This window comes from Acinetobacter sp. 148, assembly GCF_031196675.1.
In the GTDB taxonomy this organism is placed as follows: Bacteria; Pseudomonadota; Gammaproteobacteria; order Pseudomonadales; family Moraxellaceae; genus Acinetobacter; species Acinetobacter baumannii.
In genome coordinates, this window is record NZ_JAVIMT010000063.1 from 64,119 (window position 1) to 77,554 (window position 13,436).

The following is a 13,436-nucleotide window of genomic DNA, read 5'->3' on the forward strand; positions in this document are numbered from 1 at the left end:
ATTTAATAGCATTAAACCAAATCAAAGCCTTGAAAGAGTCAAGGCTTTGATTTAAATCCTATAAGGTATGTAAAAAAATCAAAAACCATACTAAATGCTTATTCTAATCCGTTTATTATTTTTTTATTTAATTACAGTTTCTGTCTAATAGGCTTTTAGGAATTTTTTTCTTATAGATCTCAAACTTTTTTGTAATTTGTCTATCTTTATCTCCAACAAATGACTTATTGGCTATTAATTCCATAGTGTCTTTATCTTTTTTTTTACTATCATCGGCAATAAGGTCATCTAAGTCATTATTAGGTTCTATTAAACCATTTCTATATCTATATTTTAGGTAATTTGTATTAATCAAATTATCCTTCTTAAAATTGAATTTATATTTTTCTTGTCCTGATTCTCCATAAAGACTCAGTATAAGAGAACAATAATTTTTTACTTTTTGCAATTCAATTCCACCACCTTCAGGACTAATTCCTTGATCGGTTAAATCTAGCTCATAGATTTTCTTTGAAGGTGGGTTAGTTTTAGCAGATAAATTACATCCAGTTAAGAGTATAACAAAGCTAATAATAAGTTTTGTCATCGTGCCTTGTTTATTTAACATCATATACTACCTTTAATGGATCACCGTCTCATTTGATCTATATTTACAGTTTTGTCAGACAGATCAAGGGACTGCTTTACATAATGAAAATCCACTTTTATCTTCATCCATATTTCACTGCTCCGTCATCTAAGTTAGAAGTATGTATTTTGGTATATCTCATATGTAAAAGATAAAATCGAAGAATATAAAAATTCTGATATAGTAGCCCATTAGAAAGCGGCTTCTTATTTTTCAAACCTAAAAAGTCTTTTCTAAACAGTGAGTATGAATGTGAGTAATATTCTAACTACTCATTAAATATATTTTAATTATCATGAGGTTAAGTTCATCATGCTTCTAATGATCGACAATTACGACTCTTTTACCTACAACATCGTTCAATACTTTGGCGAGTTGAATCAGGAAGTAAAAGTAGTTCGCAATGATCAAGTCACATTAGAGGATATTGAACGATGGCAACCAAAATATCTGGTGATTGGTCCTGGCCCTTGCTCTCCAAGCGAGGCAGGTATTTCAATTCCTGCAATTAATCATTTTGCCGGAAAAATTCCTTTGCTTGGGGTGTGTTTAGGCCATCAAAGTATTGGGCAAGCTTTTGGCGGAAAAATTGTAAGAGCCAAAACGGTGATGCACGGACGTTTATCTGACATGTACCACAGCAATAAAGGTATTTTCAGTAATCTTCCTAGCCCATTCTCAGCAACTCGTTATCACTCATTAGTGATTGATCAGGAAACGCTACCTGACTGCCTTGAAGTAACATGCTGGACCAATGAAGCAGATGGCTCAATGGAAGAAATTATGGGCGTTAAACATAAGACACTTCCTGTTGAAGGCGTGCAATTCCATCCGGAATCTATTTTGAGCCAACATGGCCATCAAATCTTTAAAAACTTTTTAGACATCTACGCATAAGTCAGCCGTCAATAGATTGTTTTAAAAGTAATTTGATAAGAACCTTTAATAAAAAAGCCAACTACGATCAGTTGGCTTTTTTTATGGCTGAATCAATCACAACTTTAACTGTTGCACAATTGACCCATCTTGTTTTGCTACCAGCGATTCGCAGAGTTGAATACGCTCTTTAGTCTGTTTCAATCCTCTTTCTACCCCAACCAATTCTTTAGTTCGTGGTGCAAAAAAGTCATTTAACTGTGCCGCTTGTTGTTGGGTACATGCTGCCCCACTAAACATTGCAGGGAAACGCCCAGCTGAAGATTTACCTAAACGATCAAACACAGCGTCATGATTTACCTTAAACCAAGACCATAAGCCACCTTGTTCATCTCCATAATTATTGATTGAGTTGACCACGGTACGAACTTCACCAACTTTAACACGCGGGTTTAAAATCAACTGACGGGCTTGTTGGCGCGTTGCTTCTTGATTTGCTGAACCCAAGGCTGTAAGTATTGCAAGACGTTGTGTCGGTTGAGTCACGCGTTGTAACTCTCCAGACAATCGGTCAAAAGCTGGTTGACCTTTTTCTTGTACACGTACAGCTAAAATGGTTGGCAATAATTCAGGTGTTACTTGCGCAAAATTAAGCTGCTTTTGAGCAAATAGAGCATCTGACTGTTTTAACAGTTGGGTACGAACTTCAGGAACTTGAATATCTAAAGCAAGAAACTTAACCAACTCACTACGCCATAAACTGTCTTCAGCTGATTCACCTGTTTTGCTGACATAACCCAACTGATTTAATTTTGGTAAATATAAATTAGCTAAGACTTTTCTAAAATGTTCACGTTCAGCTTCTGTTTTTAATACATGACGATGAATTGTACTTAACTGGGAAAACAGCGCTGTACTAATTTGTCGGCTATTTGAATTGGCAAATTTCTTCGCAACATCTACGACAGCCAACAAATTAATATCACCATGGTTAAATGCCGCTGAAATTGCATAGGCATAGGCCAACTGTTCAGTGTTAGAAAGCTTTTCTGTAGCAGCAGTCAGACGAGTAAATTCTTTCTGTGGCAAACTAAATTGGTAGTATCCCGCCGCATCTGCATTTGGTATATACCAACTGCCAAGGCTGGCGCCTTTGAGTTCAATTTTGGCTTCTGCTTGGTCTACCAATTCACATTGCACTTTACTACCTGCATTTGGAACTTCATAACGTACACATAATGGTACACCCCAGAGGCTTCTTGCATCACCTTTTGAGCCCACAGGTAAATAACGGCTTTGCTTCACATTTAAAAAGACTTTATTGCCTTCTTGCTGTAGTGAAGTATTGAGTAAAGGTACACCCGGTTGATCAAGGAAACTTTTCATCGCTCTAGTAAAGCGCTCACCTTGTCCAGACTGCTCTGCTAAAGCACTAATTAAATCATTAGCTGTCGCATTACCATATTGGTGCTTATTAATATAATTGCGCACCCCTTGTTTGAATTTTTCTTCACCCAAATAGCTTTCAAACATATTTAAAACAGCCGCACCTTTTTGATACGTGATACCATCAAAAGCAGTTTGAATATCGGCATTACTTAAAATAGGCTGGCGAATACGGCGCACACTCACTAAGCTGTCACTTTTCATCGCATCTGCAGTATCTGCAATACGTTCTAGGTCAGCATTAAATTCCGGATGTAATTTTTGAGTAATTTTACTTTGCATCCATGTGGCAAAGGATTCATTGAGCCACAAATCATCCCACCACGGCATCGTGACGACATCACCAAACCATTGATGTGCCAGCTCATGTGCATTGACATTAAATGAATTCTGTACAAAAGATACTGGTGAGTCCTTATCTAACAACATTAGATAGTCCCTAAAAGTAATTAGCCCTGGGTTTTCCATTGCCCCAGCAGCAAAGTCTGGTGCTGCCAGTAAATCTAGCTTGTCAAATGGATAGCCAAAGGCAAAATAATCTTCTAAAGTTTTTAAAATGGCTGGCGTTTCAGATAAGGCTTGCTGCATTTTTTCAGCTTTAGCATCGGGTGCAATACCACGTAACTGGATCGGCTGCTTACGCCATGAAGTTGCTCCAATATCAGGTCCTTTTTGTAATTGCCACGGCCCGACAGCCAATGCAAGTAAATATGTTGGTAGTGGTTTGGTTTGTGCAAAACTGAGTGTTTTCCACCCTGACTTCTCTATTTGCTCAGATGTTTGTTGGGTATTGGCAAAACCTGAATATTTGCTTGGAATCGTCAAACGAATATTAAACGGCGTTTTAAAACGTGGCTCATCAAATGACGGAAATGACTGGCGTGCACTAATTGCTTCCATTTGAGTCATCACATAAGGTTTTCCCTCAAACTCAATTTTATAAATACCATCGAGCTGCTGGTCATACGCTGCATTAAAATCTAGAACAAGTTGATACTGTCCTGCGGGCAAAGTCTTAGCAAATTTAATTTTACTCACCCCATCGACCTCGGAGGCTTGCTCATATTTTGCCTTGGTTTTAGTACCCTCTGCCGATGTGATATTCACATCTTTAACCGTCAAAGATTTACCATGAATCCAGATGTGATCTGTGGCTTGAGCCAGCTTTAAATGAATAGTAGTTTTACCGGTATAGCCTTTTTGTGCGGGATCAATCTTAAAATCTAAATCATAAGATTCGGGTACGACCCACTCAGGTAATTTACCAATCGGGATTTGTTCACTGTTATTAGATGCAAAAATCTGTGTAGCCGATAAAGATAATAATGTTGTAAGTAGCAATCTTTTTTTAAATGAAGGCTTGACCAGCATAAGGGGTTTTATCCTCTGTAGTTTTAAATAAAAAGATGCAGCAAATGCTGTACCACTTCGCTGCATCCCCACATCATTCTTAGAATTTATAGTTAAACTCCAACCAACCTTGACGGCCGAATGGTGAATATGATCCTACTGGATAATAGGGCCAACCGCCTGTGTCATCTCGTTTCACTTTGTCAAACAAGTTATTGATAATGATTGAAGCAGAAGCTTTTGGAGAGATTTGATAAGTACCACTCCAATTCACCAAATACGTTGGACTTAGGTAAGCAGTTTGGTCGCCGTTTGGAATTTTGCCATAACGATTAACTAATACTGTTGATGCCCAATCACCAAAGCTCCAGCTGAGACTAGTATTAAAACGGTCACGCCAATCCGGAATACTTAAATCTTTTAAATAGTCATCTTTCTCGCCATCTTTTGATTGTTGATATTCATGTTCTAGTACACGGCTATAATTGATCGTCCAGAGAAAGTTACCAAAGCTGTCTGTTTTCCAGCGCCATCTGCTAGTGAAATCAATCCCGCGGGTATGGTCGGATGCAGCATTAATCGGAACGATATTTATATTCTTAATCACATTTGGGTCGACAACTGCATTTGCAGGGTTACGCTCCACACGTGCTAATGCATCAATACAGGCTGCAGAGTTAATATCTTGGTTGCCTAAACGACAATCTGCTTCCAAACGTAGAATTTTGTCCGCACTTAAGTTGGTCACAAGATTATCAATTTTGATATCCCAGTAATCGACGCTGATATCAAATTTATTGGTTGGCGACCAAACAAACCCTGCACCATAAGATTTACCCTCTTCAGGTTTCAGCTCTTTGTTTCCGGTTAAAGTGTAGTTCGCCCCAGGTGCGTAATCTTTAAAGCTACATTTATCTAAAGGTTGTCCCGTTTGGCTACAACGTAAATAGTCAGTCGTACTTGCGAAATAACCTTTTTGCTTATTTAAGAACAGATAGTTCATATCTGGTGCACGAAAACTAGTTGCGTAGTTACCGCGCACCAATAAAGTCGGATGTGGCCTAAACTCAAGGCCTGAACCGAAAGTTAGCTTATCAATACTGTTATCTGACAAAGCATAACGGTCATAACGTCCGGACAAGGTTAAATTTAATGGCTTTGCTAAAGGTAAGAATAATTCTGCACCAAGTGCTTGGCGTGTACGGGTACCACTATATTCTCCACTAGAACTCGTATTATAAAACTCACCATTTTCAACTGCCTGATCTGGCTTAATCGAAAAACCTTGACGCCCAATTTCGGCCACAGTCGCAAGTTTGGCAGTTCCTGCAGGTAGCTTAAATACGTCACCATTCGCACTTAGGGTCAAACTTTGCGCCCACGACTTATCTTTTTCTTTTGTTGTCCCCGAAATACTTTCAAATTCACTTGCTGTTAATGGTCGACTTAAACGATCTAAGTGAGGTGAATAAATAGGAATACCATCTGCATCTGTACCAAGTTGCTGACCTAAGAAATATTCATCAACATTCGAACGTAATAAGCCTTGGCGGCGTAGCTGACTAGTATAAATGGAACCATTATAGGCTGCTTCATAACTCCAGCTCGTTTCTCCAATATCCCCTCGAATTCCGAAGTTTAAGTTCGAAGAAAGTTCTTTCCACTTTTTATTTATTCGTTCTACCCCACCTAATTCTTCAGGTGCAAAACGGCGATTCCAAATTTCATAATTTCCCGAATCTTGATTTAGGAAATAACCACTCGTTGCAGCTAAAGAAGTCCATATCGGACTACGGGTATTATTTTCAATTTGGTTTGCCCCAATCAAAAAATCTGCAAATAATTGAGTTTTATCATTTAACTCATAATCTAAACCGAGATAACCATTTTGGCTGCGGTTTTGGGTCTGAACCGTCCAATAAGTTGGCCGTGCCAAACCACTGGCACAATTGTCCGCCCCTGCTTGTCCAATATTATTGACTGATCCGTTAAATAAACCATTAAAGGCCTGACATCCACCAATAGAAAGGTATTTACCAGTATCAGCATTTTTACGGCCCACAATCGTGTCTGGTTTTTCTCCCAAACGAGTTCGGCTCTTCATAAAATCCCGATCGGCTGCCCATATCGGTTCACGGCCACTAAGCTCGACCCCATAAACGAGGCTAAGCTTGTCTAAAGTTTTACTACCACTCAGTTGTAAACGTAAATTTTCACCGCCTTCTTTGGTTCCGCCTGCCTTGATATTAAATTGTGTGCCGTCTGTTTTCTTTTTCAGAATAATGTTCACCACACCTGCAATTGCATCTGAACCATAAATTGCAGAAGCGCCACCGTTTAATATTTCAATACGGTCAATAATGGCAGTGGGAATATTGGCTAAGTTCACGAAATTGACAGAACCATCGTACGGTACAGGATAGTCTGCAACCCGATGTCCATTAATTAAAGTCAAAGTATGATTCGGACCTAAACCTCGCAAACTAATGGCGTTCGCTGCAGGTGTAAAAGTATTTCCATAATCGGCACCTTGCACAAAACCAGTGTTCTGCGTCAGGTTATTGAGTGCGTCAAATGCATTACTAAAACCTTGTTTTTCAATATCAGCTGCGGTAATGACGGTCACACTGGTCGGGCCATCTTTTTGTGCTTTTGAAATCCGAGAACCTGTCACCGCAACACGAACTACTTTATCTGGTTTAGCTTGGTTTTGTGTTTGCTCTACGGTTTCTTGCGCATAGCTTTCTAACGGATGAAACAGTGCAACAAATACAAAAATAAATGAGCGCTTATTTTTTAAAGCCCCTACATATTTCAAGTTATTTAAATACATATTTATTAATAGACAAAATAAAGATCGCCTTACTATATCCACTTTTATTTGGTTGATTTATACACATTTTTTCTAGATATATTGATGTTTAATATATACCAAATGGTTAATTATTTATCATAAAAACTCACAATAAACTAAAACCTTTTTCAATAAATGAATTCTGTTTATGACTCAACCCCATACCCTAACTGAGCAAAATTTTTAAAACTCTTATCGAACAGCAAAAATCTTTGGTTATTTTCTGCTAACATAGCCCCCTAGCTAGTGAATCATGGAACGCAATAGGCCGAACCTCCCACACTCGATCAACTTCACCTAAAAATTTTAATCATTAATGCTGTAAATCATGACTATGAATATCCAACAGGCGCTCAACCACATTACCAAGAACATTCATTTGACTCAGCCTCAAATGGAAGAAATTATGCGCAGCATCATGCAAGGTGAGGCAACCGAAGCACAAATTGGTGCTTTAATGATGGGCCTACGCATGAAAGGTGAAAGCATTGACGAAATGACAGCTGCTGCACGTGTCATGCGTGAATTTGCGATCAAGATCGATGTGAGTGATATCAAACATTTAGTAGATATTGTGGGAACTGGCGGTGATGGACAAAATTTATTTAACGTCTCCACAGCATCTAGCTTTGTGATTGCTGCAGCAGGTGCGACCATTGCAAAACATGGTAACCGTGGCGTTTCAAGTAAATCAGGTTCATCAGACCTACTTGAGCAAGCAGGTATTCATCTTGATTTAGATATGCAACAAACCGAACGCTGCATCCGCGAAATGGGTGTGGGTTTCTTGTTTGCTCCAAACCATCATAAAGCCATGAAATACGCTGCTGGTCCACGTCGTGAACTTGGTATTCGAAGTATTTTTAATTTACTCGGTCCACTGACCAATCCAGCTGGTGTAAAACGCTTTGTGATTGGTGTGTTTTCAGATGAACTTTGTCGCCCGATTGCCGAAGTGATGAAACAACTTGGTGCCGAACATGTCATGGTTGTCCATTCAAAAGATGGTCTTGATGAAATCAGTCTTGCAGCTCCGACAACTATTGCTGAGCTTAAAGACGGTGAAATTACTGAATGGACCCTTAATCCTGAAGATGTCGGGATTGAGTCACAAACATTAAATGGTTTGGTTGTCGCAGATGCAACGGCGAGTCTAAAGCTCATTAAAGATGCTTTAAGCAAAAATAAATCTGATATTGGTGAAAAAGCTGCAAACATGATTGCGCTTAATGCAGGCGCAGGCATTTATGTAGCAGGCATTACCAAGACTTATGCTCAGGCTGTTGCATTCGCTCAAGATATTATTTACGGCGGGCAAGCATTAGAGAAAATGAGTGTTTTAGCTGAATTTACTAAAACATTAAAACAATCTCAGGCAGATTAAGGACTTCTCATGATTAATATTCAAAATACCATTTTAGGTAAAATTGTTGACCGTAAACATGAGGAACTTGCTGCGCGTTTAAAACAACGTAATTTGCAAGATGTAGAAGAGCTTGCAAAAGCAGCGACTCCGGTACGTGGCTTTGCAAATGCTTTACAACATAAACGTCCGGGCGTGATTGCTGAAATTAAAAAAGCATCTCCATCAAAAGGAATCATTCGCGCAGACTTTAATCCTGCCGAAATTGCTCAGCAATATGAACAAGCTGGAGCAGCATGTTTATCGGTATTGACCGATGTTGATTTCTTTCAGGGTGCAGATGAAAATATTGCGATTGCCCGTAATCATTGTGCCCTACCTGCTTTACGTAAAGACTTTTTGGTCGACCCATACAATGTAGTTGAAGCACGTGCTTTGCATGCTGACTGTATTTTATTAATTGTTGCTTGTTTGTCTGACCAGCAACTCGAAGAAATGTCTAAAACTGCGTTTGAGCATCAACTTGATGTATTGGTTGAAGTTCATGACGAAGAAGAGTTAGAGCGTGCCTTAAAGCTTTCTGAGCAATGTCTATTAGGCGTGAATAACCGCAATTTAAAAACCTTTGATGTAGATTTAAATACTACTATTCGGTTGAAAAAATTACTTCCGGCCTCACGTTTATTGATCACTGAAAGTGGTATTGCGACACCAGATGATGTACGTATGATGCAAGAGCATGATATTCACAGTTTCTTGGTTGGCGAAAGTTTTATGAAACAACCACGTCCAGATCAAGCTTTTACTGCCCTTTTTGGGCAACCTCAAACGGTTTAATGAAGATATATGAGTAATAAAGATTCATCGCTTTCTAAAGAGCAACAAAAGTTATTGAAGCAATTTAAAAAGCAAATCTCCAATCCTCATTCAAGCAAAATCGCAAATCAGCCTGAGTCTAAAAAATCTCAGGCTGAGTCTGAAGAATTGGAAGACACACATCTATTTAAGCAGGCTGTTGCAGGCGTTAAACCCATCAACAATAGTAATATTGCCGATGTAAAAACCCCACGTACCAAAAAAGTTGATGCACAAACTCTGGCGAAACGTGCAGCTGCCGAAGGTGGTCGTGATACCGAACATGCCGAGCTATCAGATACACAAGCTGCTTTAAATCCGGTCGCAAGCCAAGCAACGTTAAGCTATCGCATTGCGACTCTTCAACATAAGGTTTTTGAAGACTTAAAAGCAGGCAAGATGCGTTGGTTTGAAGCTGTAGATTTACACGGCTGTACCATTGAACAAGCGCGTGACGCAGTTTTACAAATCATCCAGATGGCAAAAGATGAAAATCAAAATGTCATTAAAATTGTGCATGGTAAAGGCCCAGAAGCGGTCTTAAAAACCTATGTCAATGGATGGCTACGCCAACATCGTGATGTTTTGGCATTTGTAAGTGCCCCTGAAAACCAAGGTGGCACAGGTGCTGTTCTCGTACTGCTTAAACGTGCAGAAAAAAATCCAAAATTTGAACAAAAAAAATGATCCTTTGGGATCATTTTTTTACATCAAATACCTGTAATAATTGAGCAACTACTGCAATGGCAATCATTGCAGGTTGTTTTGATGAAATCCCGTCTATCCCAATCGGGCAAACCAAACGTTGCAAAGTTTCCGAAGTATAACCTCGCACCTGCATACGTTTTTCAAAAATAGCCCTTTTACTTTTTGAGCCAATCATCCCAACATAAGCAAATGGTTTTGCCATAGGTTTTAAGGCTGTAAAACACAGTTGCAAATCTAATTGATGATCATGAGTTAAAATTAAAATTGCACCTGAACGGTCAAAATGCTCAATCTCAGCTTCTAAGGTATCAGTCGTTAAACATTGCACCTGTTCCAGTAAATCGGATGGGAAAATATCATCACGCGGATCAATCCATTTCACCCTCACACCAATAGGCAATAAACAACGGACAATTGCTTCACCCACATGCCCCGCGCCACAAATCAGCACTTGCATGGTATTTGGTTGAATCTGCTGACCAAATTGCCATTCTTCACTGCTGCCAGAATGAAACTCGAAACTTGGTTGTTGTTCCATATCCATAGTCTGCCAAGTGGATGCATATTGATATGAGACGTTACGCCATATATGCTTTCCAGCTCGCCATGCTTGCAAACTCCCAGATAAATCCGACGCAATTTCAGCGGGTAATATTTTTTCAAACAATAACCACATCACTCCGCCACAACACTGCCCCAACCGGGCACTGAGGTTAAAGCGTTCAATACGCCTCACACAAGTTTCCGATTCTTTTAACATTGCTTTAACAATATCAATCGCCTGAAACTCTAAATGCCCACCACCGATCGTATCTGACTGCTGCCATTGATGTTGCAAATTAAACCGCAATAACATCGTTGCACCAACCTCTCGTGGCGTAGAACCATCAGCACGGACCACTGTGACCAATACCATAGGCAGAGCATCGACTTGCCACGCTACAAAATCAGTCCACCATTGTAAATGTTGCATAATCTTCTACATTTTAGCCCGTGGGCGAGCAGCCAAAGCTTGTCCCCGTCCAATAGCAATTGCACGTAAAATTTCCTCGGCAGTTGCCGGAGCATTGAGTACGAGCGGTGCATTTTCTGGAATAGCTGCCTGTACTGCCTGACGAATTGCAGAGAAAACCGATAATGCCAACATAAATGGCGGTTCACCTACCGCTTTAGAGCGATAGATAGTGTCTGCCTGGTTTTGATTATTAAACAGTTTGACATTAAAAATATGAGGAATGTCCACACTGGTCGGGATTTTGTAAGTTGAAGGTGCATGGGTAAACAAACGGCCTGCGTGTGGCCCCTGCGGCTGCCAATACAACTCTTCTGTCGTGAGCCATCCCATCCCTTGCACAAACCCGCCTTCAATTTGTCCAATATCAATTGCAGGGTTAATTGACCGCCCGACGTCATGCAAAATGTCGGCACGTAATACTTTCATTTCCCCAGTTAAGGTATCTATTGCGACCTCACTAACCGCTGCACCATAGGCATAATAGAAAAATGGACGCCCCAAATGGTTGACCTGATCATAATAAATTTCTGGTGTTTTATAAAAACCACTGTCCCATAGTTGTACACGTGCCATATATGCCCGTTGAACCAAGTCAGGAAATGTCCATGAATGACCATTCGCTGTTGAAACCATACTATCTTCAAACTGGACTTGGTCAGCTTCACTTTGACTTATTTCGGCTGCAAGTTTTGCCAGACGCTCACGAATTTTAATACAGGCATTTTGAACAGCTTTACCGTTTAGATCTGCGCCACTCGATGCTGCAGTTGCCGAAGTATTTGGCACACGAGAAGTATCGGTTGCAATTAAACGAACGCTATCGATTGGTAAACCCAACTCATGTGCAGCAACCTGCCGTACTTTGGTATATAGCCCCTGTCCCATTTCTGTACCACCGTGTGTAATCGCGACAGTGCCATCCATGTACACATAGACCAGTGCACCTGCCTGATTGTAATGCACGGCGTTAAATGAAATACCGAACATTAATGGTGTTAACGCAATACCACGCTTAATGATGTCATTGTTCTGATTAAAGGCATGAATAGTCTGTCTACGCTTCGCGTAATCACTACTTTGCAATAGTTCGGCTACCAATTTTGGCGCAACATTATCACGGACTTCTGCCCCATAGTGCATACGGTCACGTCCACCACCGGGCTGCTCGGCAAAGAAATTGCGCTGACGAATTTCAACCGGATCGCAACCTAAATAACGCGCAATGTCATCAATAATATTTTCAATGACAAACATACCTTGCGGTCCACCAAAACCACGATATGCCGTATTGGAAACAGTATTAGTTTTACAACGCAAGTTACGTAGCTCAACTGCATTTAGATAATAGGCATTGCCAATATGGCAAATCGCACGTTCATTCACTGGCCCAGAAAGATCAGCCGAAAAACCACAGTTTGAAGCCAGTTGTACCTTTAAGCCTTGCAAAACACCACTGTCATCAAAAGCCACAGACCACTCATAAGCAAAACCGTGACGTTTGCCTGTAGCACTCATGTCATCATCACGATCCAAGCGTAATTTACACGGACGGCCCGTTTTTTGTGCTGCCAAAGATGCAATGCATGCCCACTGCGCTGACTGTGACTCTTTACCACCAAAACCACCACCCATACGGCGGCTTTCCACACTCACCTGATGCATATTCATGCCTAGTGCATGACAAATCAGTAACTGCATTTCGGTTGGATGTTGTGTCGAGCAATAGACTTTTAAACTCTGATTTTCTTGTGGAATCGCATAGGAAATTTGCCCTTCAAGATAAAAATGCTCTTGCCCGCCTAGCTCAATAGCACCTGAAAGTTGATGGGCTACATTTTGAAATGCCTGTTCAACTTCACCATGGCTAAATTCAACAGGCGGCAACACCCATGATTCTTTTTCAATCGCATCTTGAATCGTTAAAATTGGAGTTTCGGGCACATACTCAATTTTTGCTAAGCGAACTGCCTGACGGGCTTGCTGATAACTCTCGGCAACGACCACAAATAAGGCTTGTCCATAAAATTCGACCTGCTCTTCGGCAAAAATTGGGTCATCTTTAACAATTGGCCCCCAATTATTTTCAACCTCAATATCTTTTGCCGAAAAAACTGCATAAACACCTTCAGCTTGACGTACTGCATCCAAATCAAACTTACTGATTTTGCCTTTGGCACAATTTGAAAATCCAACTGCCAAATGCAGTGTATTTTCAAGCTCGGGTAAATCATCAATATAAGTTGCCTGCCCGGTTACATGTAAATGTGCACTTTCGTGTGGAATCGAGTCGCCTGCTTTAGCTGATTTTTTAGAAATATTTAAGTCAATGGTTTGATTCATA

Annotated in this window: 9 protein-coding genes; 4 read left to right on the plus strand and 5 right to left on the minus strand. The window is 40.2% G+C overall.

Annotated features, from left to right (window positions below; all coding sequences use genetic code 11):
* Window positions 1-127: 127 nt before the first annotated feature.
* Complete coding sequence (locus RFX69_RS11095; protein WP_228277499.1) at window positions 128-610, minus strand: hypothetical protein; 483 nt, start codon at window positions 608-610, stop codon at window positions 128-130.
* Window positions 611-940: 330 nt separating this feature from the next.
* Here RFX69_RS11095 and RFX69_RS11100 point away from each other — a divergent pair, with 330 nt between their 5' ends.
* Window positions 941-1,525 (plus strand): aminodeoxychorismate/anthranilate synthase component II, encoded by a 585-nt coding sequence (locus tag RFX69_RS11100; protein WP_000925673.1) that lies wholly within the window; start codon window positions 941-943, stop codon window positions 1,523-1,525.
* A 96-nt stretch (window positions 1,526-1,621) separates the two neighbouring features.
* Here the strand turns inward: RFX69_RS11100 and RFX69_RS11105 are convergent, their stop codons facing one another.
* Both RFX69_RS11105 and RFX69_RS11110 read right to left on the minus strand, forming a co-directional pair.
* A complete protein-coding gene (locus tag RFX69_RS11105; protein WP_289332508.1) occupies window positions 1,622-4,393 on the minus strand; it encodes a M1 family metallopeptidase in 2,772 nt (923 codons plus the stop codon).
* Window positions 4,394-4,400: 7 nt separating this feature from the next.
* A complete protein-coding gene (locus tag RFX69_RS11110) occupies window positions 4,401-7,133 on the minus strand; it encodes a TonB-dependent siderophore receptor (protein ID WP_250176361.1) in 2,733 nt (910 codons plus the stop codon).
* A gap of 355 nt (window positions 7,134-7,488) precedes the next feature.
* Between RFX69_RS11110 and trpD the strand changes: the two genes are divergently transcribed.
* Genes trpD through RFX69_RS11125 form a run of 3 tightly spaced genes read left to right on the plus strand, consistent with a single transcriptional unit; the run spans window position 7,489 to window position 10,059 of the window.
* Complete coding sequence (gene trpD / locus RFX69_RS11115) at window positions 7,489-8,538, plus strand: anthranilate phosphoribosyltransferase (protein ID WP_001982145.1); 1,050 nt, start codon at window positions 7,489-7,491, stop codon at window positions 8,536-8,538.
* Between the two features lie 9 nt (window positions 8,539-8,547).
* Complete coding sequence (trpC, locus tag RFX69_RS11120; RefSeq protein ID WP_000608308.1) at window positions 8,548-9,354, plus strand: indole-3-glycerol phosphate synthase TrpC; 807 nt, start codon at window positions 8,548-8,550, stop codon at window positions 9,352-9,354.
* Between the two features lie 9 nt (window positions 9,355-9,363).
* Complete coding sequence (locus tag RFX69_RS11125; protein ID WP_000066132.1) at window positions 9,364-10,059, plus strand: Smr/MutS family protein; 696 nt, start codon at window positions 9,364-9,366, stop codon at window positions 10,057-10,059.
* Window positions 10,060-10,069: 10 nt separating this feature from the next.
* Here the strand turns inward: RFX69_RS11125 and xdhC are convergent, their stop codons facing one another.
* Both xdhC and xdhB read right to left on the minus strand, forming a co-directional pair.
* Entirely contained in the window at window positions 10,070-11,053 is a 984-nt protein-coding gene (xdhC, locus tag RFX69_RS11130; RefSeq protein WP_289332509.1) for a xanthine dehydrogenase accessory protein XdhC, read from the minus strand.
* A gap of 6 nt (window positions 11,054-11,059) precedes the next feature.
* Window positions 11,060-13,435, minus strand: coding sequence for a xanthine dehydrogenase molybdopterin binding subunit (gene xdhB / locus RFX69_RS11135; RefSeq protein ID WP_289332510.1), 2,376 nt, complete (start codon window positions 13,433-13,435; stop codon window positions 11,060-11,062).
* Window position 13,436 lies beyond the last annotated feature (1 nt).

Bases quoted from the DNA above. Each gene is read 5' to 3' on its own strand.
- RFX69_RS11095 (WP_228277499.1), bottom strand. From the start codon at position 610: ATGATGTTAAATAAACAAGGCACGATGACAAAACTTATTATTAGCTTT.
- RFX69_RS11100 (WP_000925673.1), top strand. From the start codon at position 941: ATGCTTCTAATGATCGACAATTACGACTCTTTTACCTACAACATCGTT.
- RFX69_RS11110 (WP_250176361.1), bottom strand. From the start codon at position 7,133: ATGTATTTAAATAACTTGAAATATGTAGGGGCTTTAAAAAATAAGCGC.
- trpD (WP_001982145.1), top strand. From the start codon at position 7,489: ATGAATATCCAACAGGCGCTCAACCACATTACCAAGAACATTCATTTG.
- trpC (WP_000608308.1), top strand. From the start codon at position 8,548: ATGATTAATATTCAAAATACCATTTTAGGTAAAATTGTTGACCGTAAA.
- RFX69_RS11125 (WP_000066132.1), top strand. From the start codon at position 9,364: ATGAGTAATAAAGATTCATCGCTTTCTAAAGAGCAACAAAAGTTATTG.
- xdhC (WP_289332509.1), bottom strand. From the start codon at position 11,053: ATGCAACATTTACAATGGTGGACTGATTTTGTAGCGTGGCAAGTCGAT.
- xdhB (WP_289332510.1), bottom strand. From the start codon at position 13,435: ATGAATCAAACCATTGACTTAAATATTTCTAAAAAATCAGCTAAAGCA.